This is a genomic window from Armatimonadota bacterium, from assembly GCA_025059775.1.
In the GTDB taxonomy this organism is placed as follows: Bacteria; Sysuimicrobiota; Sysuimicrobiia; order Sysuimicrobiales; family Sysuimicrobiaceae; genus Sysuimicrobium.
In genome coordinates this window covers 12,761-36,368 of sequence record JANXCW010000018.1, presented here as the reverse complement: position 1 = coordinate 36,368, position 23,608 = coordinate 12,761, and the positions used below count along the sequence as shown (strand labels likewise).

Annotated in this window: 24 protein-coding genes; 2 read left to right on the top strand and 22 right to left on the bottom strand. The window is 68.5% G+C overall.

The genetic code is table 11. From position 1 onward, the window contains the following. The first annotated feature begins 312 nt into the window (after positions 1–312). Positions 313–1,725 (top strand): aminomethyl transferase family protein, encoded by a 1,413-nt coding sequence (locus N0A24_11020; protein MCS7173878.1) that lies wholly within the window; start codon positions 313–315, stop codon positions 1,723–1,725. A 5-nt stretch (positions 1,726–1,730) separates the two neighbouring features. Here N0A24_11020 and N0A24_11015 read toward each other — a convergent pair whose 3' ends face one another. Genes N0A24_11015 through N0A24_10995 form a run of 5 tightly spaced genes read right to left on the bottom strand, consistent with a single transcriptional unit; the run spans position 1,731 to position 8,740 of the window. Next, positions 1,731–5,294 (bottom strand): indolepyruvate ferredoxin oxidoreductase family protein, encoded by a 3,564-nt coding sequence (locus tag N0A24_11015; protein MCS7173877.1) that lies wholly within the window; start codon positions 5,292–5,294, stop codon positions 1,731–1,733. 3 nt (positions 5,295–5,297) lie between these two features. Further along, entirely contained in the window at positions 5,298–6,299 is a 1,002-nt protein-coding gene (locus tag N0A24_11010; GenBank protein MCS7173876.1) for an ABC transporter substrate-binding protein, read from the bottom strand. A 20-nt stretch (positions 6,300–6,319) separates the two neighbouring features. After that, complete coding sequence (locus N0A24_11005; protein MCS7173875.1) at positions 6,320–7,117, bottom strand: ABC transporter permease; 798 nt, start codon at positions 7,115–7,117, stop codon at positions 6,320–6,322. Beyond that, a complete protein-coding gene (locus tag N0A24_11000; GenBank protein MCS7173874.1) occupies positions 7,114–7,908 on the bottom strand; it encodes an ABC transporter permease in 795 nt (264 codons plus the stop codon). The genes N0A24_11005 and N0A24_11000 overlap by 4 nt, the downstream gene beginning before the upstream one ends. After that, positions 7,901–8,740: an ABC transporter ATP-binding protein gene (locus N0A24_10995; protein ID MCS7173873.1), complete on the bottom strand. Its 840-nt coding sequence runs from the start codon at positions 8,738–8,740 to the stop codon at positions 7,901–7,903. The genes N0A24_11000 and N0A24_10995 overlap by 8 nt, the downstream gene beginning before the upstream one ends. A 199-nt stretch (positions 8,741–8,939) precedes the next feature. Between N0A24_10995 and N0A24_10990 the strand changes: the two genes are divergently transcribed. After that, entirely contained in the window at positions 8,940–10,148 is a 1,209-nt protein-coding gene (locus N0A24_10990; protein MCS7173872.1) for a 4-hydroxybenzoate 3-monooxygenase, read from the top strand. An 8-nt stretch (positions 10,149–10,156) separates the two neighbouring features. On the opposite strand, the gene N0A24_10985 is transcribed toward N0A24_10990, so the two are convergent. From N0A24_10985 to N0A24_10905, 17 genes are all read right to left on the bottom strand, one after another. After that, positions 10,157–10,969, bottom strand: coding sequence for a tRNA (adenine-N1)-methyltransferase (locus tag N0A24_10985; protein MCS7173871.1), 813 nt, complete (start codon positions 10,967–10,969; stop codon positions 10,157–10,159). Beyond that, positions 10,969–11,919 carry a TIGR00269 family protein gene (locus tag N0A24_10980; protein ID MCS7173870.1) on the bottom strand — a complete coding sequence of 317 codons (951 nt, stop codon included), beginning with the start codon at positions 11,917–11,919 and terminating at the stop codon, positions 10,969–10,971. The genes N0A24_10985 and N0A24_10980 overlap by 1 nt, the downstream gene beginning before the upstream one ends. Further along, complete coding sequence (locus tag N0A24_10975) at positions 11,900–12,115, bottom strand: MoaD/ThiS family protein (protein ID MCS7173869.1); 216 nt, start codon at positions 12,113–12,115, stop codon at positions 11,900–11,902. The genes N0A24_10980 and N0A24_10975 overlap by 20 nt, the downstream gene beginning before the upstream one ends. A 31-nt stretch (positions 12,116–12,146) precedes the next feature. Next, positions 12,147–12,551 carry a RidA family protein gene (locus N0A24_10970; protein ID MCS7173868.1) on the bottom strand — a complete coding sequence of 135 codons (405 nt, stop codon included), beginning with the start codon at positions 12,549–12,551 and terminating at the stop codon, positions 12,147–12,149. 3 nt (positions 12,552–12,554) lie between these two features. Beyond that, positions 12,555–13,151, bottom strand: coding sequence for a glycerol-3-phosphate 1-O-acyltransferase PlsY (gene plsY, locus N0A24_10965; GenBank protein MCS7173867.1), 597 nt, complete (start codon positions 13,149–13,151; stop codon positions 12,555–12,557). A 33-nt stretch (positions 13,152–13,184) separates the two neighbouring features. Next, on the bottom strand, positions 13,185–14,504 hold the full coding sequence (gene der, locus N0A24_10960; protein ID MCS7173866.1) for a ribosome biogenesis GTPase Der: 1,320 nt from the start codon (positions 14,502–14,504) through the stop codon (positions 13,185–13,187). 9 nt (positions 14,505–14,513) lie between these two features. Further along, entirely contained in the window at positions 14,514–15,365 is an 852-nt protein-coding gene (gene ispH / locus N0A24_10955; GenBank protein MCS7173865.1) for a 4-hydroxy-3-methylbut-2-enyl diphosphate reductase, read from the bottom strand. 44 nt (positions 15,366–15,409) lie between these two features. Continuing rightward, positions 15,410–16,063 (bottom strand): 1-acyl-sn-glycerol-3-phosphate acyltransferase, encoded by a 654-nt coding sequence (locus tag N0A24_10950; protein MCS7173864.1) that lies wholly within the window; start codon positions 16,061–16,063, stop codon positions 15,410–15,412. Further along, a complete protein-coding gene (gene cmk, locus N0A24_10945) occupies positions 16,060–16,740 on the bottom strand; it encodes a (d)CMP kinase (GenBank protein MCS7173863.1) in 681 nt (226 codons plus the stop codon). Before cmk ends, N0A24_10950 begins: the two co-directional genes overlap by 4 nt. After that, positions 16,712–17,458 carry an ABC transporter ATP-binding protein gene (locus tag N0A24_10940; GenBank protein MCS7173862.1) on the bottom strand — a complete coding sequence of 249 codons (747 nt, stop codon included), beginning with the start codon at positions 17,456–17,458 and terminating at the stop codon, positions 16,712–16,714. The genes cmk and N0A24_10940 overlap by 29 nt, the downstream gene beginning before the upstream one ends. Positions 17,459–17,512: 54 nt before the next feature. Further along, entirely contained in the window at positions 17,513–18,334 is an 822-nt protein-coding gene (locus N0A24_10935) for an ABC transporter substrate-binding protein (GenBank protein ID MCS7173861.1), read from the bottom strand. Between the two features lie 97 nt (positions 18,335–18,431). After that, on the bottom strand, positions 18,432–19,523 hold the full coding sequence (locus N0A24_10930; GenBank protein ID MCS7173860.1) for a D-alanyl-D-alanine carboxypeptidase: 1,092 nt from the start codon (positions 19,521–19,523) through the stop codon (positions 18,432–18,434). Further along, entirely contained in the window at positions 19,520–20,068 is a 549-nt protein-coding gene (scpB, locus tag N0A24_10925) for an SMC-Scp complex subunit ScpB (protein ID MCS7173859.1), read from the bottom strand. Before scpB ends, N0A24_10930 begins: the two co-directional genes overlap by 4 nt. Next, positions 20,065–20,799 (bottom strand): segregation/condensation protein A, encoded by a 735-nt coding sequence (locus tag N0A24_10920; protein ID MCS7173858.1) that lies wholly within the window; start codon positions 20,797–20,799, stop codon positions 20,065–20,067. The genes scpB and N0A24_10920 overlap by 4 nt, the downstream gene beginning before the upstream one ends. Before the next feature lie 42 nt (positions 20,800–20,841). Then, on the bottom strand, positions 20,842–21,486 hold the full coding sequence (locus N0A24_10915; protein ID MCS7173857.1) for a cysteine hydrolase: 645 nt from the start codon (positions 21,484–21,486) through the stop codon (positions 20,842–20,844). Next, positions 21,483–22,547 (bottom strand): alcohol dehydrogenase catalytic domain-containing protein, encoded by a 1,065-nt coding sequence (locus tag N0A24_10910; protein ID MCS7173856.1) that lies wholly within the window; start codon positions 22,545–22,547, stop codon positions 21,483–21,485. Before N0A24_10910 ends, N0A24_10915 begins: the two co-directional genes overlap by 4 nt. A 30-nt stretch (positions 22,548–22,577) precedes the next feature. After that, complete coding sequence (locus tag N0A24_10905; GenBank protein MCS7173855.1) at positions 22,578–23,603, bottom strand: zinc-binding dehydrogenase; 1,026 nt, start codon at positions 23,601–23,603, stop codon at positions 22,578–22,580. Positions 23,604–23,608: the final 5 nt, after the last annotated feature.

The following is a 23,608-nucleotide window of genomic DNA, read 5'->3' as shown; positions in this document are numbered from 1 at the left end:
GTTGAGGGCCCGCGGCGAACCGCTGCGCGTGCACGTGGGTGTCAACGATGAAGCGGCCCAGTCGCATGTCCTCCTCCATCCTCGGAGTGTTCCCGGAGATGTCCACGACAGATGGCGACGTCCGAAAGATACGAGAGTCCCGGTCGCAGAGGCGACAGCACCCGTGGCCGTAAGACCGAGGTGGATCCCTGCCCCATCCTCACCCGCCTGTAACCCTAGCATGGCGGTAACATTTGCGTCAACCAGATCTGGTACCTTCCTGTGCTGCGTGTTATGCTAGGAACCGCAATCCTCCCCGGGGAGGCCCGCGCGATGGGGGAGCGGAGGGAACCACGTACCCTTCAGGAGCTGTTGGACTCCGTTCCGAACCTTGTGGACCACCTCTACGGCAATCCCAAGGGCCAGTGGCTAGCGCGACGCCATCCCCCGCATCTCGTGCCTCCGGAGTTCACCGACTGGAGAGAGGAGCAGCAGGCCTGGCGCGAGACCGTGGCTCTGTACGACCAGTCCTATCACATGACCATGACGTACGTGCGAGGCCCAGACGCCATCCGCCTGTTCTCCTACCTGGGCGTGAACCGCTTTGCCACCTTCGGCCCGGGCAAGGCCCGCCACCTCGTGGCCTGCAACCCTCGTGGGTACGTCATCGGGGATGGAGTGCTGTACTGCCTCCATCCGGAAGAGGTGGTCCTGGTCGGAGGAGCGGCACCCCACAACTGGGTGGAGTTCCACGCCCAGATGGGGGGTTGGAAGGTCACGGTGGAGCGGGATGAGAGCTACACCCGGAACCCCACCGGCAGACGCACCGTCTACCGGTACCAGGTGGAGGGGCCGAGGGCGCCCGCCCTCTTGGAGCGCCTGAACCGCGGCCCGATGCCGGAGCTCCGGCCGTTCCAGATCGCCCCCCTCCCCATTGCGGGATGCACGGTCTGGGCCCTGCGTCACACCATGGCAGGTGGCCCCGGCTTCGAGCTCTTCGGCCCCTGGGAGGAAGGCTCGAACGTCCGGGAGGCCATCCTGGAAGCGGGAAAGGCCTTTGGTTTGCGGCAGGTGGGGACCCTCGCGTACTTCACCACCGGGGTGGATCTCGGATGGATCCCCCGGGTGCTGCCTGCCATCTACACGGGGGAGGAACTGCGGCCGTTCCGGGAGTGGCTTCCAGCCTCCAGCGGGGAGGCCACGTGGTCCCTGGGGGGGAGCTTCTACTCCCCGAACATCGAGGACTATTACCTCACCCCTTGGGAACTCGGCTACGGGCACCTTATCCACTTGGACCACGAGTTTGTGGGCCGGGAGGCTTTGGCCCGCACGATCCTGCAGCCCCACCGCCGCAAGGTCACCCTGGTGTGGGATGCAGAGGACGTGGCGGAGACCCTCACCAGCTTCCTCCGCCCTGGGCTCCCCGCCCGGTACCTGGATCTCCCCCTTCCCACGTACGCGGTCTGGCAGTACGACGCGGTGCTCGACGAGCGCGAGACCGTGGTGGGGGTCTCCACGTACGTGGCGTACTCCTGGAATGAGCGGGCCCTGCTCTCCCTGGCCGTGGTGTCCCCGGAGTTCGCCGAGCCTGGCAAGCGGGTCACCGTGGTCTGGGGGGAGCCCGAGGGTGGTGCAAAGAGTCGGCCCTGGCTGGAGCCGCACCGGCAGGTCCGGATCCGGGCCACGGTGGCTCCCGCCCCCATCAGTCCTCTAGCCCGCGAGCATCCCTCGGCTGCCCGCCGCTAGGAATCCTACGCCTCCGTCCGGGCGGGGGCGGCGGCCTTTTCCGCCTCCGGTCGCATGAGCCGTTGGAGGAGCTCCGTGGCCTGAGCACGCACTGCTTCCGCATTCCGCAGCTTCACATGCTCGTAGCCCCGGATGCGATCCGGCAGCTGCAGGAGCTCCACTACCTGGGCGTACGTCTCCGGCCGCAGGTGCTGGAGGGCGCGTTGGACGAGATCCCGGTACCACCCCACCAGCCGCCGCTCCTCCCGCCGCACCCGGGCATAGCCGAAGGGATCCAGGGGAGTCCCCCTCAGGCGCCGCAGCACCCGCAGGAGTCGGAAGGCATGCAGGATCCACGTCCCCACCTGGAGCTTGTGCTTCAGGCCCAGCGCCCGGAGGACAGGCGGGTGCAGGTGCAGCCGAATCCTCCGGGCGCTGGGGAAGGTCCGACGCAGTTGCTCCCAGAACTCCTCCCGGAGGTACAGGCGCGCCACCTCGTACTCGTCCTTGTAGGCCATGAGCTTGTGGAGGTACCGGATCACCGCGTGGGTCACGGGACCTGTGCGCCCCATGACCTCCCGCTCCCGGCCGGCCACCCAGAGCACGAAGTCCACGAACCGCCGGGCGTACCGGACGTTCTGATAGTCCATAAGGTCCCCCACCCGGATGGCCAGCAGCCGCTGGGACTCCGCATCGAGGTCCCGACACCGCGCCAGGAGCGCCCGGTAGGCCCTCCGCCCGAAGGGCCCCAACCGTCGCTCCCACCGGGCTTGTTCCTCCGCGTCCGTGGAACCCAAGGGCTCCACCAGCCCCCGCACGAGCTCGGGGGCGTGCACGAGGAGTCGGCCGTACCGGAAGGCCTGGAGGTTGTCCTCCACCTGTACGCCATTGAGCCGGATGGCCCACTCGATGCTCTCCGCCCGGAGGGGAATCCATCCCGCCTGGTAGGCCACGCCCAGCAGGAAGATGTTCGTCATCATGTAATCGCCGAACAACGCCTCCGCCACCCGCCGCCCCTCCACGTACACGTTCTCCGAGGCCCGGGTGTACTGGGCGATGGTACGCTCGAGCACCTCGGGGGATACGGCGGCGAAGGGATCCCGGACCATCTCCCCGGTGGGGAGCACCGTGGTGTTGACCACCGCCACGGTCCGATCCGGGACGCACCGGTCCAAGTTCTGGGGCGCCACTCCCCCGATGAGGTCCAGCACCAGATAGAGATCCGCCTTGCCAAGTCCCACCTTGTTGGACCAGAGGTCCTTGCCCCCGGGGGAGAGGATGAGGCTGCTGATCACCGCTCCCCACTTCTGCGCGGCTCCCGTCTGGTCGTAGCTGAACACGTGCAGCCCGTCGCGCCACGCGGCGAAGCTCAGGATGGCGCTCACGGTGAGCACTCCGGTTCCGCCCACCCCGGGCATGTAGATGTGGTAGGGTCCCTCCAGGCGCACCTTCCCTACGGGCTCCGGGATCTCGTCCGGTCCCAGGGCCGGCGGACGGGGACGGGCGAACCCGTCCGGGGCCTCCAGGGTCACAAAGGAGGGGCAGTCTCCCCGAAGGCAGGAGTAGTCCTGGTTGCAGCTGGAGAGGTGGATCTGCGTCTTTGGCCCGAACTCCGTCTCCACCCGCTGCAGGGACATGCAGTTGCTGGCTTGTCCGCAGTCCCCACACCCCTCGCACACCCGCTCGTGGATCATCACGTACCGGTCGGGCCGGGGAAGCTTCCCCCGCTTCTGCTGCCGGCGGCGCTCGTTCGCGCACATCTCGTCGTAGATGTAGACCGTGGTGCCCTGAACGCGCTGCAGGTCCCGCAGAGCACGCTCATGTTCGTGCACGGGATAAACCGTGACGTTGCGGGCGAGTCCCGCGTTCCGGTAACGGCTTGGATCCTTCGTCACGAGGGCGATCCTCCGGACCCCGTCCGTCTCCAACATCCGGGTGAGCTCCGGGATCCCGAGCTGTCCCACGGGCCGCTGGGCGCCTGTGTTCGCGATGTACCCGTTGTAGAGGATCTTGAAGGTGATGTTGGCCCCCACGCTGGCGCTGAACCGGATGTTGGGGTAGCTGGAGTGGAAGAGCGACCCATCGCCCACGTTCTGTACCATGTGCGGGTGGTCCACGAAGGGCTGCAGTCCCACCCATGGCAGTCCTTCCCCGCCGTACTGGGTCATGGCCACGATGTGCCGGTGCGGCTGCTCAATAATGGAGGCAAAGGAGTGGCACCCAGGGCTTCCCCACGCCACCTGACCAGGCAGCAGCACCGTGGAGGTGTTGTGGGGGCAACCGGAGCAGTAGTTGGGCATCCGCAGCCGGGCCGCGGGGTACCTCCGTTCCCGGATGGTCTGGACGCGCTGCAGCCGGGCATCCACCGAGGGATGCTCTCCCAGGAAGGGCCGCAGGCGTCCTCCCAGGATCTCCGCCACGAGATCCGCATCCATCGCACCTTGGATGGGGAACAGGGGAGCCCCCCGTTCATCTGTCTTGCCCACCACCCGCACCGGCCGTCCGAGCTCCAGGAGCGCTTCCTTCACCTGGGCCTCTACGAATCCCCGCTTCTCCTCCACCACGATGACCTCTTCCAGATCCTGGGCGAACTCCCGGAGGATTCCCGGTTCGAGGGGGTAGATGAGGCCCAATTTCAACAGGCGGATCCCCACCCGGTGCAGGGTCTCCTCATCCAGCCCCAGGTCCGCGAGGGCCTGCCGCACGTCCGCATAGCTCTTCCCCGCGGTGACAATCCCCACCCGCGCCCGGGAGGGGTTGATCACGATGCGGTTGAGTCCGTTCACGGCCGCATAGGCCCGCACCGCCGCGTGCCGCTCCCGATAGAGGTGGCGTTCCGTCTCCACGTTGGTGCCGGGGAAAAAGGTAAAGTCCGTGCGCTTGCGGAAGGGGCGGCCGTCCACCTCCAGCTCGGGGATTACGATCTCCGGCCGGGAGGGATGAACCGAGACCACCTCGCCGCCATCGCACAGGGGTGCCACCAACTTCATGGCCACCCAGCACCCGCTGAACCGGGAAAGGGCGATGGCGTGCAGGCCCAGTTCCAGGAACTCCGCCACGCTGCTGGGGTAGACCACGGGGATGCCGTGGGTCAAAAAGGCGTAGTCGTCCTGGAAAGGCATGGTGCTGGACTTGCCCTCGTGGTCCTCGCCTGCCAACACCACCACGGCCCCATGGCGGCTCGTACCCGCGAAGTTCCCGTGCTTGAGGGCATCTCCGCTCCGGTCCACTCCAGGCCCCTTGCCATACCAGATCCCCACCACCCCGTCGAAGCGGGAATGCGGGTAGTGATCCAACATCTGGGTCCCCATGAGGGCCGTGGCCGCGGACTCCTCGTTGGGAGCCGGCCGATGCACCACGTGGTGGGCGTCGAGGAGATGTTTGACCCGTTGCAGGGCCACGTCATAGACCCCGAGCGGGGAGCCGGGATACCCGCTGATGAACACCCCTGTGCGCAGCCCCGCCCGTCGGTCCCGCCGCACCTGATCCAGGGGCAGGCGCACCAGGGCCTGAATCCCCGTGAGGTAGACCTCCCCTTCCTCGAGGGTGTAGCGATCTTCCAGGCGCAATTCCTCCAGGGAACGGCGCACGGGTTACTTCCTCCCCAGCTCCCGGATGGCCTGCCGCAGGTGGGTGAAGTCAAACACCCGCTCGATGGGGATGGGGTCCCGGTACCGCAGCAGGCCCCGGCGCATGTAGAACCGTTGCTGATCCTCCAGCTGTCGCACGTCCACGGCCAGGTTGGGATCCAGGTGGTGCGGCCGGGCCTTCCGGATGATCTCCAGGGAGGCCCCGGTGTACTTGGCCATCAGCTGCATGTTGTCCTCGCGCCTCCAGCCGTTGTCGAGTGCGAGATCCCGACCGGCCCGGAGATACGCCACCATGAACCGCTGCGCGAGTCGAGGGTTCCGCTCCGCCCAGGCCGTGTTCCAGAAGATAAAGGTGAAGGGGATGGGTTTGGCACCGGGGGGCTTGCGGAGCGGCCGGATGCCCACGCCCCGTTCCTCCGCGATGGTGGGGAAGGGCTCCGAGACGATCCCGGCCCAGATGGCGCCCGTCTCCAGGGCCGGAACCATGTCCGGGAAGGGCATGGTCTTCAGGTCCACGTCCTCGATGGAAATCCCATCCAGCCGGAGCGCGCGGTCCATCAGGTACTCCGTGACCACACCCCGGGCGTTGACGGCAACGGGTTTGCCGCGCAGCTGCGCGATCCGGTTGATCTCGCTCCCCCACACGGCCCTGCGCACGGTGAAGTAGTCCTCCAGGAAGCCGTTGTGCAGGGAGGCCACGAACTTCACCGGGAGGCCCTCGTTGATGGCATTGAAGGCAGCCGCGCCGAGGGCTCCGCCACCCACCTGGAGCTGCCCCAGGGCCACCTGGGAGAGGATCTCCGCCCCGCTCGGCAACCGTACCAGTTCCACCTCAAATCCTTCCTGCGGGAGGTAGCGTTCCGCCGCGATGAACACCGCGGCCATGGAATCCGTGGGAATGTATCCGACCCGGATCCGTGCCCGCTGGGCCGGGCCCGCACTCAACCCTGCAGCGAGGGCCAGGATCACCACAGCACTTCCCAGAATCCACCCGCGACGAGCCATCCTTCTCCCCCCTTTCGTTTTTAGGCCCATACGTCCACCGTGGGGTGCCAGCGCAGCAGCCGATCCTGCACCCCTTTGAGTCCCCGGGTAAGCAGGATTCCAATTCCGCCCACCACCAACAAGGCCGCGAACATCTGCGGGGTAGCGAGCATCTGCCAACTCCGCCACACCAGGTGCCCAAGCCCGGACTTCGCGATGGCGAACTCCACCGCGATGAGGGTCACCAAGCTCAGGCCCAGGCCCAGCCGCAACCCCGTGAGGATCCCCGGCAGGGCTGCGGGGAGGAGCACCTTCCAGAACAGGCGGAAGCCCCGGGCTCCGTAGTTCCGACCCACCTCCACCAGGAGGGGATCCACATGCCGCACCGCATCCATGGTGTTCACCACGATCTGGAAGAAGGCGGTGAGCGAGCCCGTCACCACGAAGGCGGGGTTCCCCACCCCCAGGAGGATGAGGAGGAGGGGCAGCAGGGCCACCTTAGGGAGGGGATAGAGAAACGCCACGTAGGGATCCAGGGCCCGGCGGAGGGTGGTGCTGAGACCCATCAGGATCCCGATGCCCAGACCCGGAAGCGAGGCCAGCAAAAAGGCGCCTCCCAGTCTTCCCAGCGTAGCAAGGGTATGTAGGGCGAGATCCCCGCCGAGGAAGTCCCGCCACAGGACCTGCAAGATCTGGGAAGTGGGGGGAAAGTAGGCGGGGTTCAGCACGCCTCCCCGGGAGAGTGCCTCCCACGCCAGCGCCGCAGCCACCACTCCGGTTACGGCCCGCAGCTCCTGGGGCAGGAGGCTCTCCCGCCTTCCGAAAACCCGGCTGGTCACAGCTTGCTCCCCACCCCCTGCACCCAGGGCAGCAACCTTCGACGGACCGCCTCCAGTCCGTAGGTCACCGCCATCCCCAGGAGGGCGATCACAAGCAACCCCGCGTACATATCCCGCACCCGGAGGGTCTGCCAGCTGAGCCACAACCAGGCTCCCAGGCCCGTCTCCGCCCCCACCATCTCCACCGCGATCACCACGATGAGGGTGAGCCCCAGGGCGAGCCGGAGCCCCGTGAAGATCCACGGGAGGGATCCCGGGAGGAGAACCTTTGTGAACAGGCGCCAGCCCACGGCACCGTAGTGCACCGCGGCTTCCAATAGACCCCGATCCAGCTGCCGCACCCCCGCGGTGGTGTTGATCACCACCAGCAGAAAGGAGGTCACCGCGGCCGTGGCGACCCGTGCGGCCTCTCCCCGTCCCAGCACGATGGCCGCGAGCGGCAGGAACAGCACGCTGGGGATGGGATACAGGAAGGCTACCAGGGGATCCACCACCTCCCGGGCCGCCCGCCACACCCCCAGCACCAGGCCCAGCGCCACGCCCGGCAGGGCTGCTATCAGGAAGCTCCAGAGGAGCCGGCCCAGGGTGACGGAGAGGTGCGAACCCAGGATCCCCTCCCGGACCAGGGCAGTCAACTGGGTTCCGATCACGGTGGGTCTCGGAAAGAACGCCTCATGGATCCATCCTGCCCCCGCCGCCATCTCCCACAGGCTGAGGAGCGCCATCACGGAGGCCACGGAGAGCAGGAATCCCCCTTCCAGCCGCCTCCGATGCGCGCCCGGCTCAACCATATGCAGCCTCCCGAAGGGCGGCATCCACCTCTTCCCGCAGGAGGTGCCAGATCTCGTGGTACAGCTCCGCGAAGCGGGCCGAGCCCTTCTGCTCCAGGGTCCTCGGCCGCTCCAGGTCCACCGGGACCACCGCCTTGATCCGGCCCGGTCGGGCCGTCATCACCACCACCCGGTCGCCCAGGAGGACCGCTTCGTCAATGGCATGGGTCACATAGATCACGGTCTTGCCGAACTGGGCCCAGATCCGCAGCAGCTCCTCCTGCATGAGGTTCCGGGTCTGCGCGTCCAGGGCCGCAAAGGGTTCATCCATGAGTAGGACCTCGGGATCGTTCGCCAGGGCCCGGGCGATCCCCACCCGCTGCTTCATGCCCCCGGAGAGCTGGTGGGGATAGGCGTGCTCGAATCCGATGAGCCCCATCTTGGCCAGGATCTCCCGTGCGTGTCGGTATCGCTCCGTCCGGGGAATGCCCCGGTTTTCAGGGCCGAAGGCCACGTTGTCAAGGACCGTGCGCCACGGCAGCAGGGCGTGCTCCTGGAAGACCATGGCCGTGAGGGGGCGGCTTGCGTCCTCCCGCCGGATCTCCACCTCCCCCGAGGTGTAGGGCACAAGCCCGGCCAGGACCCGCAGGAAGGTGGATTTCCCGCACCCGCTGGGACCCACGACGCAGCAGAACTCCCCCGCCTGGACCTCCAGGGAGAAGTTCTGGAGGGCGGTGATCCGACGGTGCCCTGCCAGATAGGTCACCTCAAGATCCCGCACCACCACCTTCGGAGGGAGCTGCGCCCGCTCGACCTCCTCCCACCCCGGTGCCTGCCACAGGGTTTCCTGCATCCTCCACCGCCTTCCTTGGTACCAAAAGCCTACCAGGGGAGCAAGTCGCCGCACTGCCCGTCCGTATACGGGATGCTTCGATCCCCCTCCCGGGGGCTCCTCCCCGCTTTTCCCGCCAATTTTCCCGCCAAACCGCCCCTGATCCGGAAGGTGTCTACGGTACAATGGGCCCGACGGCGTGGACGGGGAGGTGATCCGGATGGAGAGAACTCAGGTGGCCATCGTCGGCGCGGGTCCCGCGGGGCTACTGCTCGCCCACCTCCTCCACAGGGCGGAGATCGAGACGGTGGTGCTTGAGGCGAAGAGTCGGGACTATCTGGAGACGAGCCCCCACCGCATCCGGGCCGGGGTGCTGGAGTGGGGGACGAAGGAAATCCTGGTACAGGTGGGCTTGGGGGAGCGGTTGCTTCGGGAAGGGTTCGAGCACCGCGGGATCTACATTGCCTTCGAGGGAAGGCTACACCGGGTGGATTTCCCGGAACTCGCGGGGGGCTGGCGGATCTGGGTGTACGGCCAGCAGTACGAGGTGCGGGACATGATCGCCACGCACCTACGGGCAGGGGGACAGATCCTCTTCGAGGCCGAGGCGGTGAGTCTGGAGAACGTGGAGGAGAGGCCTGAGGTGGTGTATCGGCTCCCGGATGGACGCCTTCGGCGGCTCTCCGCGGAGTTCGTGGTGGGCGCGGATGGATCCCACAGCATGGCCCGCGCGTACATCCGGGGAGCGCAGGTTCACGAGAAGGTGTACCCCTTCGGATGGCTGGGAATCCTGGCCGAGACCGAGCCTGCGGCGGAGGAGTTGATCTATGTCAGCCACCCGCGGGGGTTCGCCCTCTTCAGCATGCGCAGCCCTACCCTGTCCCGGAACTACCTCCAGGTCCCACCGGACGAGGATCTCGCGGCGTGGCCCGAGGATCGGATCTGGGCGGAGTTGGAACGCCGGCTGGATGGCCTACGGCCTCTGAGACCCGGGCGCCTGCTCGAGAAAAGCCTTACCCCGCACCGCAGCTTGGTGGTGGAGCCCATGCATTACGGCCGCCTGTTCCTCGCGGGCGATGCGGCCCACGTGGTCCCTCCCACGGGAGCAAAGGGCATGAACTTGGCCGTGGCGGACGTGATGGTGCTCTATCAGGGGCTCGTTCGGTACTACCGGGAAAAGGACGAAACCGACTTGGCGCGGTACACGGACACGTGCCTGCGGCACGTGTGGCAGGGAGAGTTCTTCTCCTACTGGATGACCACCCTCCTCCACCGCTCCTCAAACCCCTTCGAGGAGCGGCTGCGGGTGGCCTACCTCCGCCACGTGCTGGAGTCCCCGCATCTGCTCCGATTCCTGGCGGAGAACTACGTGGGCCGCCACACCAGCGGACGGTACGTGGCGTACGCGGGGGCGGGAGCCGCTCCCTGAGCTTCCCCTCAGTCCGGGGGAAACGGCATCCGCCGAGCTCCGGGGCCCCCCACCCGGCGGGCCACGGTCACGAATCCCGTGTGGGCCACCATGCGGTGGGCGGGACGCACGCTCGGTCCCTTCAGGTTCCACGGCCGCACCAGGGTCTCCGTGGTCTCAATCAGCGCAAAGGCCCCGGAGGCCCGCAGGGCTTCCTCGGTCTGGTGGGCCTGCGGGATCGTGGGGACGTACGAGACGAAGATCCCTCCGGGAGGCAGGGCCCGGACCGCGTGCGGGACCACCCGCCAGGGCTCCGGGAGGTCCAGCACCACCCGGTCCACGGGGGCGTCCGGAATGCCTTCATAGATGTCGTGCACCCGGGCCACCAAGTGGTCCTGGGGCCCGAGGTAGGCCTCGATGCGGCGGAGGGCGTGATGCTGGAATTCCTCCCGCACCTCGTAGGTGTAGACCTGACCCGTGGGCCCCACGGCCCGCAGGAGGGCCATGGTGAGGGCTCCCGTGCCGGTACCCGCCTCCACCACCCGGGCACCCGGGAAGACGTCCGCCACGATGAGGATCTGGCCCAGGTCCTTGGGGTAGATGGGGGTCGTAACCCGGGGCATGAGGAGCACGTAATCCGCGAGGGTGGGACGCACGGCCAGGAAGTCCTCCCCCCGACTGTTGCGCACCACCACCCCTTCCTCCTGCCCGATGAGCTCGTCGTGCGCGATCTTGCCCCGCAGGTCCTGGACCCGGCCTGCCTGGAGGGCGGTGAGGTAGCGGCGGCCGTGCCGGTCGATGAGGAGGACGATCTCCCCGGCCTCGAGCGGACCCGTGCGCATCAGGAGGTCGAGGCCACGGGCTGCGGGGCGTGCAGGGTACGGACCCGGAGTTCTGCAGCGGCACGCTCCGTCATGCGGCAGAAGGCGCAGATCTCCGTGGTGGTAGGCTGCCCGCAGCGCAGGCAGCTGCGCAGCGCCACGGGAGGTTCGTGGGATCGCAGGAGCGGCCGCAGCTTCTCCAGGAAGTTCCAGTACAGGCTCTGCTTGGTGCCAGGCGCCTCGCGTTCCAGGAGGTTGAGGGCCTCCTTGAGGAGGAGCGTGCGGGCTCCCACGCTCCGAGGGCACTCGTCCAGGATGTAGTCGATGCCCCGCAGGACCGCGTAGGCCGCGGTCTCCCGCTCCGCCATCCGGTAGAGCGGCTTCACCTTCTTCACCAGGGCCGGGTGCGTGCGCTCCAGCACCGGAGCCTGACGCGCCAGGGCCTCCACGTTTCCGGAGATGAGGTTGCTGAGAAGGACCGCGGCCTCGTCGTCCAGGTTGTGGGCGGTGGCCACCACGTCGAACCCATGCTCCAGGGCCACCTTGTTAAACAGATACCGCTTGCTGAGGCCGCAGGCGGAGCAGGCCACCCGCCCGGTGCGCCGGGCCAGCTCTTCTACCCCTGCCCCGTAGGTGGCGGAGAGATCCACCACGAGAAGCTCCGCCTCCCGCTCCCGGGCGAATCGCTCGCATTTCTCCTGGGAAAGCCGGGAGTACTCTCCGATCCCCAGGTTCAGGTGCAGGCCCGTGGCCTGATAGCCCAGCCGCAGCAGCACGTCCCACAGTACCAAGCTGTCCTTGCCTCCCGAGACGGCCACCAGGATCCGGTCCGACCGGGTGAACATCCGCTCCCGGTCCACCGCCCGCTGCACCTGGTGCTCGAACCACTCCAGGAAGTGCGGACCGCAGTAGGCCGCGTTGTGCCGCCGCACCTCCACCGAAGCCGTGGCCTTACACTTGACACACCGCATGGTCTCCTCCGGACACCACAGGCCGGATCTCCAGCTCGTCCTCCTCGCTCACGGGCGCGTCCATGGTGAGCAGCTCGCTGTTTCGAATCACGAGTACGGTCTCCGGGTTGAGCCCCAGTTGGTCCAGCACCTCCCGGACGTGCCGCGCTCCGTGGACTTCCGCTTCCCGACGCAGGTGGCGGATCCGGACCTTCACGAGGCCATCTTACCGGAGGTGGTGTGTCCCCTCAACCGTGGGATGCGTCTCCCTCCACCACTGCGGTGACCTCCACCTCCACCAGGATGCGGGGGTCCACGAATCCGCTCACCCCCACGATGGTGCTGGCGGGGCGGATGTGGCCGAACACTTCCCCGTGGGCCCTGCCGGCCTCCTCCCACCGGGAGGGATCCCGGAGGTAGATGCGGGTGCGCACCACGTGTTCGAAGGAGGCCCCCAGCTCCCGCAGCGCCCGCCCGATGACCTCCAGGGCGGCCTTGGTCTGGGCGTAGTAGTCCTCGCCGCCCAGGACGTGGCCGTGCTCGCCCGCGGGGGCGGTCCCGCTCACCTCAATGAGGGAACCCACCCGAACCGCTCGGGAGTAGCCCACTACCGTTTCCCAGGGCCGGTTCGCGGGAACTCTAGTCCGGGCCACAGGTCACCTCCCCTTGGAGCGATGCACAGTCCCAAACCCGTCTTCTTCCACCAGGCGTCGGAGGCTCCCGCGATGCCGGTACACCCCCAGGGTCGCCGCGAGCACCCCGAAGGCCACGTATTCCCAGGGCTCCCGCAGGACCAGCATGGTGAGGGGGATGGATAGGAGCGCGAGCACGGAGGCAGGAGTGACCATCCGGGTGAGCGCCACCGTGATTCCCCAGACCATGCCGGCAACCACCGCGGCCCACGGGGAGAGGGCCACGAGCACCCCGAAGCTCGTGACCACCCCCCGACCTCCTCCGAACCGCAGGAAGACCGACCAGCTGTGGCCCGCCATGGAAGCTAGCCCTCCCGCCACCGCCCAGGCGGGAGCCAGCCCCAGTCGCTGCGCGGCGAGTACCGGCAGGGCTCCCTTGAGGAGATCCACGAGGAAGACCACCGCGCCCACGTAGGGCCCGGCCACCCGGTACACGTTGGCGGGGCCGAGTTGTCCGCTCCCGTACTCCCGGAGGTCCACCCCAGCCAGCAACCGCACCAGAACAAGTCCTGTGGGCACCGCCCCGAGGAAGTAGCTGAGCACCACCAGCAAGATCCCCATGACGGTGGAGGGGATTCGTCGGAGGACCTCCGCTTACCTGCGGGGACGCAGGAAGAACCGGATGGGCGTACCCACCAGCTCAAAGGAGGCCCGGAGGCGGCCTTCCAGGTATCGGAGATAGGACTCGTTGCAGATCCCTGGGTCGTTGACGAAGAGGACGAAGGTGGGCGGCCGGGTCACCACCTGGGTGGCGTAGTAGATCTTGAGGGGGCGGCCGGAGGCGTCCGCGGGCGGATGGGCCTCCCGCACCGCCCTCTCGATGGCCCGGTTGAGGGGACCCGTGGGAATGCGGAGGGCGTGGCTGGCGTCCGCCCGGGCCACCAGATCCAGGATCCGGCGCACGTTCCGACCCGTCCGGGCGGAGGTGAACACCACCGGAGCGAACCGCATGTGCCGAAGGGCCTCGTGGATCCGTCGCGCGAGGTCTGTGGCGTGCTCCCTGGACACGAGATCCCACTTGTTCACCGCCACCACCAGGGCCCGCCCCGCCTCCACCACCTCCTGCGCGATCCGCTGGTCCTGATCCACGGGACCTTCCGTGGCATCCAGCACCAGCACCGCCACGTGCGCCCGCTCCAGGGCCTCACGGGTGCGGAGGGTGCTGTAGAATTCCAGGGCATGCCGGATGCGAGCCCGACGGCGCAGGCCCGCGGTGTCCACGAGCACAAAGGTACGGCGATCCGTCCGCAGCACCACGTCCACCGCGTCCCGGGTGGTTCCCGGCGCCTCGTCCACCAGCACCCGATCCATCCCCACCAAGGCGTTTACCAGGGAGGATTTGCCGACGTTGGGACGCCCCACGAAGGCCACGCGGATTTCCTCCCCTTCCTCCGCTACCTCCTCCCCGCCCCCGGGCAGGCGCGCCACGAGCTGGTCCAGAAGTTCCCCGATCCCGTACCCATGGAGGGCGGAGACGCACACCACCTCTGGGAACCCCAGGGCGTGGAACTCCGCCGCGAGGGCGTCCTCCCGCTCGGGACGGTCTACCTTGTTCACCACGAGGATCACGGGACGATGGACCCGGCGGAGGGCTCGCGCGATCTCCGCGTCCTCGGGAACCAACCCGGCCCGTCCGTCCACCACGAACAGCACCACATCCGCCTCCCGGGCAGCGGCCTCCGCGGCCGCGCGCACCCGCTCTGCAAGTCGATCCTCCGGAGCGCTCATCCACCCCCCGGTGTCCACCACCTCAAACCGCCGGCCCTGCCACTCCACGGGGGCGGACAGACGATCCCGGGTGACCCCGGGGATGTCCTCCACGATGGCGATGCGCCTCCCTGCCAAGCGGTTGAAGAGGGCGGACTTTCCCACATTGGGCCGGCCCACGATGGCCACCACGGGGGTCCGGTGCATGACGGGAACCTATTCTGGGCCGAGGGCAGCGCGGATCTCCTCGAGACGGCCGAGCACCCGCTGAATGATCCAGTCGGGCGTGCTGGCGCCCGACATCACGCCCACGGTGCAGCCCGACCAGAACCAGGCAGGATCCAGCTCCTCCGCGGTCTCGATGTGGTAGGTGGGGCGGCCGTGCCGCCGTCCGATTTCCGCCAGGCGCGTGGTGTTCGCGCTGTGGTGGCCGCCCAGCACGAGGAGGACGTCCACCTCCCGCACGAGGCGCTCCGCCTCCTCCTGCCGGATGGTGATGGCGGGACACAGGGTGTTGATCACCTTGGTCTCCCGCACCCGGAGCACGACGTCCCCTACGATGCGCCGGAAGTTCTCCATGGACTGGGTGGTCTGTGAGACCACGGCCACCCTACCCCGCAGCGGCAGTCGAGCCGCCTCCTCTGGAGTGTGCACCACGGCCACCCGGTCCCCGAGCTTCTCCTTCAGGGTGACCATCTCGGGGTGCCCGTGATCGCCCACGGCCACCACGAAGTACCCTTCCTCCGCGAGCTGCTCCGCGATGCGGTGGGCCCGGGTGACCACGGGGCAGGTGGCATCTACGATTTCCATCCCCCTCCGCCGGGCCTCTTCCAACACGGCCTCCTCCACCCCGTACGCGGAGACCACGAAGGCTTCCCCATCCAGCTCCTCCACCCGTCGGGCCACTCGCACGCCCGCCTCTTCCAGGCGGGCTACCTCCTGCGGATTGTGGATGAGGGGCCCCCAGGTGTAGGTGGCGTGGTGCTTCTCCGCGGTGCGCAGGGCAATCTCCACCGCCCTCCGTACACCCCCGCAGAATCCCATGTGCCGAGCTACGATGATCCGCATCCCTCTGCCCCCTGTCTCCGCCAGCATACCATGAGGCGACCCCCTCATGGGCCCCGCGGCGCAGACCTTTCCTGGAGGCGGACGGGGGGATCCACACCCAGGAGATCCGCGATGGCCCCCATGATCCGCTCGCTAGCTGCCTCCAGACCCTCCCGGTTGTTGGGGAGATGGTCCAGCCGGAAGGGAGGTCCGATACGGACCTCGATCCTGCGGGGTCGGGGGATCCACGCGCCCTTGGGCATGGCCTCCAGGGTCCCCACGATCCCCACGGGGAGGAGGGGGACTCCCGCCCGCAGGGCCAGAAAGGCGGCCCCAGGCTCCGCGGGAAGCAGGTATCCCCGCGGGTTTCGGGTCCCTTCCGGAAAGATCGCCACCACCTCTCCCCGCCGGATGAGCTCCAGGGCCGTGCGGATAGCGGCCCGGTCGGGTTCCCCCCGACGCACGGGGAATGTTCCTACAGCCCCCATCCACGTACGCAGCAAGGGGATGCGGAACAGCTCCTCCTTCGCCATGAAGTGCACCGGTCGGCGGAGCGCACACCCCAGAACCGGAGGATCCAGGGCACTCCAGTGATTGGCGACCACGAGGAGGGGACCGGTTAGGGGCTCGTGCTCCCGCCCGGTAACCCGCATCCGGAACAGGGATCCCAACACCGCCCGGAGGAGGAACTTGCTCACCTTGTACACCCACCGGTTCACCGTTCCCCCTCCAGGGCCCGGGCCAGGGCCGCGATCTCCTCCACCACTTCTTCCGGACTCCGGCCCGTGGTGTCCACCACCCGGGCGTCGGGATCCCGGCGCAGGGGAGATACGGACCGGTTCCGGGCGAGCGTGTCGTCCTGTCGCACGATCTCCAGCACCCGCTCGTAGGGAACCTCCAGGCCAGCCGTCCGGAACTCCGCCCACCTCCGGCGAGCCCGCTCCTCCAGGGAGGCGTCCAGGTAGATCTTCAGCTCCGCGTCCGGGACCACCACGGTTCCGATGTCCCGGCCCTCCATCACCACCCCGCCCTCCTCCGCGAGCGCCCGCTGTCGGGCGGTGAGGGAGGCCCGCACCTCCGGGTGCGCGGCCACCCGGCCCACCACCTCATTCACCTCCAAGGACCGGATGGCCTCCGTCACGTCCTCCTCGTCGCACCACACCCGGAAGTCATCCGGCGAGGGGAGGACCCGGACATCCAGGGAACGCGCCAGCTCTCCCACCCGTCCCCCGTCCTCAGGGGGAATCCTTTCCCGCAGGATCCGCCAGGCCACCGCCCGGTACATGGCGCCCGTATCCACGTACCGGTAGCCCAGCTTTCGCGCCAGCAGGCGCGCTACCGTCCCCTTTCCCGCGCCCATGGGCCCGTCAATGGCGATGACGGGACGTCGCCGCATACGCTTCCCTCAAACCCGGCGGCAGGACCACGGGCCGGGCCGAGTGGGGGTGCGGGAGTACCAGGGGCTCCACCCCGTACACGGCCCGGAGGGATTCCGCGGTGAGCACCGTTTCCGGAAGACCCTGGGCGTACACCCGGCCCTCATGGAGCAGTACCATCCGGTCGCACACCAAACTGGCCAGGTTCAGGTCGTGCAGGGTGCACACCACCGCAGCGCCGGAGTTCCGTAAATCCCGTATGAGAGCCAAGGCCTCCTGTTGGCGCGCCAGATCCAGATGCGCGGTGGGCTCGTCCAGCAGCAGTACCCGGGCCTCCTGAGCTAGGGCCCGGGCCAGCAGCACCCGTTGCCGCTCCCCCCCACTCGTGGCTCCGAAGGGGCGATGGGCGAGGTGACGGGTGTTCGTGCGAACCATGGCTCCGTGCACCACCTCCTCCTCATTATCCGAAGCGCCATGCGCGTAGCGTCCCATACGCACCACCTCCTCGCACGTGAATCCCGGAGGACACAGGGGATCCTGGGGCAGGTAGGCGATCCAGCGTGCCCGCTCCCGCGGGGGGATCTCAGAGACCGGCCGGTCCCCGAGGAGCACCACGCCCGCGGTGGGCCGCAGCAGCCCGGCCAGGCAACGCAGGAGGGTAGTCTTACCGGCACCATTGGGGCCGCACAGCACTACCACCTCGCCCGGATCCACCTCCACCGTTACCCCCCGGAGCACCGGGGTCCCTCCGTACCCCGCCTGAACCGAGCGCGCCACGAGCCGCACCGTGCTTTACCGCCCCTTACGATGAAGGAAGTGCGCGATCTGCTCGAGGCCCAGGACGAGCCTGGGACCTGGCCGCGTCACCCAAGAGGGGTTAAGCGCATGGACCCGGCTTGCCCGCACCGCGTCCAGGACTCGCCAGGCCGGGCGCTGCAGCACCCGGTCTCGCCCCGGGTGCAGCAACAGGATGACCTCCGGATTCCGCCGGAGGATCTCCTCCTCGGAGACCTGGGGCCAGCCGACCACATCCTCGAACACGTTCCGACCTCCCGCAAGCCCGAGGAGGTCATGCACGAAGGTTCCCTGCCCCGCGGTGAGAAACGGCTGATCCCAAACCTCCACGAAGACCCGGGGACGGAGCGCGGAACGGGGCAGTCGGGCCCGGACCCGCTCCACCTGCCCCTGCATCCGGTCCACCACCTGTTGGGCAGCCTCGACCCTCCCCGTCACCCGGCCCAGGAGGAGGATGGCTCGGTAGGTGTCCACCACGGAGCGGGGATCCAGGACCAGGACCCGGTACCCGAGGGTCCGCAACCGCTCGAGGTTCGCCCGCTGGAGGCTCAGAACGCCTACCACGAGATCCGGCCGCAGGGTCACAAGCCGCTCGTAATCCAGTTGGACTCCCCCCACCGTGGGTTTGTGCCGCACCTCCGGGGGGTAGTCATCCGCGCTGGACACCCCCACCACGAGCGCCTGTGCACCGATGGCATAGAGGATCTCCGTCACACTGGGCGCCAGGGAGACGATGCGGCGGGGTGGGACGGGCAACACGAGACCCTGCCCGAGGGCATCCACCACCCGCACGGTCCGGGTCCCCCCCGCGGCTTTCAATGGGAGCCCTGCGAGGACAGCTGCGACGAGCAGCCATTTGGAGAGAGGTGCCCGAAACCATCCCATCACGCGGACCCATGGCAGTATACGGCAAAGGTTACCTTCGGAACAGCCGGCGCCAGAGGTCCCCGAACCGGGAGGGCATCGGCACCGCCTCCCCGGCTACGAGCGGCGTGGAGGCGATGGGGCGGCCCGTCACGATCACTTCCGCTCCCCCCACGGTCTCGCCCGCCTCGATTGGGGGATGGAGATCCGGATGGGCCCAGATCCGGAGGGAGGCCCGGGTCCCCCGGGGGAGGGAGACCGTAAGGTCGCGGGCGGCCACCGCTGGTACGGTCAGCCCTTCCGGGAGCCGGAACGTTCCCACCACGGTTCCCCGGCGCGCGAAGATCCGGAGCACAAACTCCTCAAAGCCATAATCCAGCAGCCGCGCCGCGTCCCGGAACACCTGTGGGGCATTCAGGAGCACCGCGATCAGACGGCGGCCGTTCCGGGTGGCGGAGGCCACCAGGCATCGCCCGGACTGAGCCGTCCATCCTGTCTTTACCCCATCCGCGCCCGGGTAGTGGCCCAGAAGCCGGTTGCCGCTGAGGAAGCGCAGGGGGCCTTGCGGACCTGGGAATTCGTACACCCGGGTGCGGACGATCTCCCGGAAGACGGGGTTCTGGAGCGAGGCTCGGGCAAGGTGCGCCAGATCGGAGGCGGTGGTGTAGTGATCAGGGTGGTGGAGGCCGTGCGGGTTCACGAAGTGCGTGTTCCGGGCCCCCAGGGCCCGGGCCCGGGCGTTCATCCGCTGGACGAACCGCTCCACACTCCCGTCCACCGCCTCCGCGAGGGCCACCGCGGCGTCGTTTGCAGACTTCACGAGGAGCGCGTACACGAGCTCCCGGACCGTCCGCCGCTCCCCTACCTCAAGCCCGATGGAGGACCCTTCCCGCTGTGCCGCGGCCCTCTCCGAGATCGTCACCATGCGATCCAGGGGGAGGTTCTCCAGGACCAGGAGGGCCGTAAGGATCTTCGTGGTGCTGGCAGGCGGGCGCGGAAGGTTTGGATTGCGGGCCAGGAGGATCTGGCCCGTGCGCTCCTCGAGGAGTACGAAGGCTGTGGCCTCCACCTGGGGTGGGGCCCCACGGGCTGGGGATGCCCCGAGCCCCAGAACCAGGATCAACCCGAGCACCAGGGATCTCACGGCCGCTTGCTCCCCCAGAGGGCCTCCTGCACCCGGAGCTCTCCCAGGGGAGGGAGATCCGCGAGATCCCGCAGTCCGAAGCGCCGGAGGAACAGCTCCGTGGTGCCGTACTCCACGGGGTGTCCGGGAGTGGGTCTCCGACCCACCTCCCGGATCAGCCCCCGGTCGAGGAGACGCCGCAGGTGGACATCGCTGCGGGCGCCCCGAATGGCCTCGATCTCCGCCCGGGTTACGGGTTGCCGGTAGGCCACGATGGCCAGAGTCTCCAGGGCGGCCCGGGAAAGGGGCTCTGGCTGCAGATCCAAAAACCGCCGGACGAACTCCCCGTACTCCGGCCGCGTGCACAGTTGATACCCTCCCCCCACCTCCTGGATCATGAGGCCTCGACCTTCGTACGCCCGCTGAAGTTCTTCCAAAAGGAGACGCGTCTCCTCCACGGAGCACCCCACCACCTCGGCCAACCGCTCTGGAGGAACCGGCCCGCCGCTTACAAGGAGCAGACATTCCAGAGCGCCGAGCAGGTTCCGGCGATCTACTTCCCTCATCCCGCCTCCGGCGGAGGAGCGGAGCGGGATTCCACCAAGTGGAGGCGAATGGGCAGGAAGGGCCGAGGCTGCTCGACCCGGATCCGGCGTTGCCGCACGAGCTCCAGCACCGCCAGGAAGGTGACGATCACCACGAGCTTCGGATCCTCCGGCCGGAACAGGGCCTCGAACACCACGCCCGCCGGGGTGGCCTCCAGCGTCCGCAAGATGAAGGCCATTCGCTCTCCCACGGTCACGCCCTCCGCGGGGATCTCCGTCACCACCTCGCGGCTGCGCTCCAGCACACGTCGGAAGGCCGCGAGCAGGTCGTCCAGGGAAACCCCTACTAGAGGCAGCTCCGAGGGATCCACCTCCGCGGGAGGCCGGGTGAACACCTGGCTCTGCACGGCCTCGAGGGCCGCCAGGGCGGACGCCACATCCCGGAACGCTCGGTATGTCTCCAGATCCAGCGGGGATTCCGGCTCTGCCACGGACTCCTCCGCGCCCTCCCCGGCCCGGGGCCGCGCGGGGAGGATCTGTTGGCTCTTGAGGGCCACCAGCACCGCCGCCTGCTGGAGGAAGGCGGTTCGGGCCTCCAGGTCCGCGTCCGGTAGGGATTCCAGGGTCGAGCGGACGACCTCCGCGAGCGAGACCTCCCGGAGGTCCAGCTCCCCCGCCTGGGCTCGGCGCACGGCCTCAGAGACCGTCCCCTCGAACCCCGGGATCCGGATCACCACTTCGTCTCGGACCACGGAAATTTGCGGGACCGAGCACAGGGTGAGATCTAAGAGGGCTCACCCCCCGGGCAAGGCCACGGAGGAGTCCACGGGGGCCACCGCACCCCATGCCTGACGGAGCGCCTCCGAGGACACCACCTCCCCGAAGTAGCGGTCCACATTCCGAAGGGCCACCCGGTGATCCTCCTCGGAGAGGGCTGAGCAGCAGTCCTCCACTACCACCACGTAGTACTCCCGCTGACAGGCATCCCGCGCCGTGGTCTCCACGCACACGTTGGTCACGGTCCCCGTGAGCACCACCGTTTGGATCCCCCGACCCCGCAGCACGAGATCGAGGGAAGTCCCGTGAAACGCGCTGTACCGGTGCTTGTACACCACGAAGTCCTGCGGCTCCGGCGGGAGGACGAACTCCGCGCCCCACGTCCCGGGTCGCAGCATGGGAACCCGACGTCGGTGCTCGCGGCGCTCCGTCCACACGGGGGTGAGCACCTCCGGGAGGTAGTGCGTCCCCACGAACACCACCTGTACCCCCGCGGCCCGCGCATGCCTGAGGAGGGATTCCAGCCGTGGGAGCATCCGGTGCGTGGCCTCCAGGGACATCCCCAGCTTCCCCCAGGCGCCTTCCGGGTGGCAGAAGTCGTTCTGCATGTCGATCACCACGAGCGCGGTGTGCCCGGGCCGGACCTTCTCCGCCAGCGTCACGGTTCTCCCCCTCCGGGTACGATCACATGAAACCCCAGGGTCCCGAATTCACTCATGGCCTGCAGGACCTGGGTGGATTCCTGAAGGGATACGGTCCGGGTCACGAGCCGACCGGGATCCACTCTTCCCATGGCCACCAGGTTCAACAGACCCCGATGGCTTGCCACGGGACAGCCGAAGCTCCCGAGGAAGGAGATCTCATACCGCACCAGGTAGTCCACGGGAATGGAGACCCTTCCCTGCTCCTTCTGGCTGGTGAGGCCGATCTGCACGTGGCGTCCCCCGCGCCGCAGGGCCAGGACCGCGGGCACCGTGGTCTCCGCGGCACCCAGGGCCTCCACGGTGATGTCCGCCCCGCCGTCCGTGAGCTGGCGGATCGCTTCCACGGGGTCCTCGCGCGCGGCGTTCACCGCGGCCACCGCGCCCTCCGCTCGCGCCTTCTCCAGCTTGTCCTCCCGGATGTCCACCGCGATGGGGCGCGCTCCGAGGGCGCTTGCGATCTGCACCGCGCTGAGCCCCACCCCGCCCACGCCGAAGATCGCCACCCACTCCCCGGGCCGCAGCTGGGCCCGATCCACAATCCCGTGGTAGGCGGTCATGTACCGGCAGCCCAACGCGGCCGCGCTCACGAAGCCGACGTTCTCCGGAAGGCGCAACAGATTCACATCCGCCTCCGGGATCAGGACCCTCTCCGCGTACCCGCCGTTGCGACGTACCCCGAGCCCGCCTCCCGTCAGGCACAGGTTGGAACGGCCGGCGGAGCAGTACTCGCACCTGCCACAGGAGATGTGGAAGGGTACGGTCACCCGGTCTCCCGGACGGAAGGACACAACTTCCTTCCCCACCGCCTCCACCACGCCTGCCAGCTCGTGCCCGGGCACCACGGGAAGACTCGGGGTCCTGCCCAGCCACCCCCAGTCCCCCTGCCACACATGCCAATCCGTACGGCAGATCCCGCACGCGTACACCCGCACCACCGCATCCGTGGGACCCGGCTCAGGATCCGGGAGATGCTGAACCACCAGCGGCTCCCGGAACCCCACCATCACCGCGGCCTGCACTTCCCACCTCCCTCTGCCGCCGTGAACCCCTCAGGGCACGAGGACGACCTTCCCGAACTGCTGGCCGGACTCCAGAAACGCGTGCGCCTCCCGCACCTCGGAGAGCGGGAACACCCGGTCCACCACGGGTCTGAGGACGCCTCGCTCGATGAGCGGCAACAGCTCCCACAGCTCCCCCTTCCCGCCCATGTACGTCCCGTACACGGTCACCGCCTTGCCGAAGATGTACCGGATGTCCGTCTGCACCACGGATCCCGTGGTGGCCCCGCACAGCACGAGGCGTCCTCCGCGCCGGAGGCTGCGGAGGCTCACCTCCCACGTGGCCGCGCCCACGTGGTCGAAAACCACATCCGCCCCCCTGCCGCCCGTGAGTTCCCGGACCCGCTCCGCCACGTCCTCCCGTTTGTAGTTGATGACCTCATCCGCCCCCAACGCACGGGCCCGCTCCAGCTTCCAGTCGTCCCCCGCGATGGCGATCACCCGCGCATGGTGGGCCTTGGCGATCTGGATGCCCGCGCTGCCGACCCCGCTCCCGGCTCCCCAGATCACCACCTCCTCTCCGGGGCGCACGCGGGCCTGGGTCACCAGCATGTTCCACGCGGTGAGGAACACCAGGGGGAAGGCGGCCGCTTCCTCGAAGGTGAGGTTCGCGGGCTTTGGGAGCACGTTCACCGCGGGGACCACCACGAACTCCGCATTCGTCCCGTCTCGTCGGGCACCCAGTAGCCCGTAGTGGGGACAGAGGTTATCGGTCCCCCGGATGCATGCGGGACACTGCCCGCAGGAAACCCCAGGGCTCAGGGCCACTTCATCTCCCACCTGCACCGCACGCACGCCTTCTCCCACCGCGTCCACCACGCCCGCACCATCGGAGCCAAGGATGAGGGGAAGGGGCCACCGCCCCGCGGGCCCGCGACGCACCCACAGGTCGAGATGGTTCATGGCCGCGGCCCGGATTCGCACCCGAACGTGGCCGGGAGGTACCTCGGGGACCGGGACTTCCTCCAGCCGCAGCACCTCCGGCCCCCCGTGCTCCCGGATCACCACCGCCCGCATGTACG

Bases quoted from the DNA above. Each gene is read 5' to 3' on its own strand.
- scpB (MCS7173859.1), bottom strand. From the start codon at position 20,068: ATGAGGGAAGTAGATCGCCGGAACCTGCTCGGCGCTCTGGAATGTCTG.
- N0A24_10990 (MCS7173872.1), top strand. From the start codon at position 8,940: ATGGAGAGAACTCAGGTGGCCATCGTCGGCGCGGGTCCCGCGGGGCTA.
- N0A24_11010 (MCS7173876.1), bottom strand. From the start codon at position 6,299: ATGGCTCGTCGCGGGTGGATTCTGGGAAGTGCTGTGGTGATCCTGGCC.
- ispH (MCS7173865.1), bottom strand. From the start codon at position 15,365: ATGCGGATCATCGTAGCTCGGCACATGGGATTCTGCGGGGGTGTACGG.
- cmk (MCS7173863.1), bottom strand. From the start codon at position 16,740: ATGCGGCGACGTCCCGTCATCGCCATTGACGGGCCCATGGGCGCGGGA.
- N0A24_10980 (MCS7173870.1), bottom strand. From the start codon at position 11,919: ATGCGGTGTGTCAAGTGTAAGGCCACGGCTTCGGTGGAGGTGCGGCGG.
- N0A24_10985 (MCS7173871.1), bottom strand. From the start codon at position 10,969: ATGCGCACGGGTCCGCTCGAGGCCGGGGAGATCGTCCTCCTCATCGAC.
- N0A24_10905 (MCS7173855.1), bottom strand. From the start codon at position 23,603: ATGCGGGCGGTGGTGATCCGGGAGCACGGGGGGCCGGAGGTGCTGCGG.
- N0A24_11020 (MCS7173878.1), top strand. From the start codon at position 313: ATGGGGGAGCGGAGGGAACCACGTACCCTTCAGGAGCTGTTGGACTCC.
- N0A24_10995 (MCS7173873.1), bottom strand. From the start codon at position 8,740: ATGCAGGAAACCCTGTGGCAGGCACCGGGGTGGGAGGAGGTCGAGCGG.
- der (MCS7173866.1), bottom strand. From the start codon at position 14,504: ATGCACCGGACCCCCGTGGTGGCCATCGTGGGCCGGCCCAATGTGGGA.
- N0A24_11000 (MCS7173874.1), bottom strand. From the start codon at position 7,908: ATGGTTGAGCCGGGCGCGCATCGGAGGCGGCTGGAAGGGGGATTCCTG.
- plsY (MCS7173867.1), bottom strand. From the start codon at position 13,151: ATGGGGATCTTGCTGGTGGTGCTCAGCTACTTCCTCGGGGCGGTGCCC.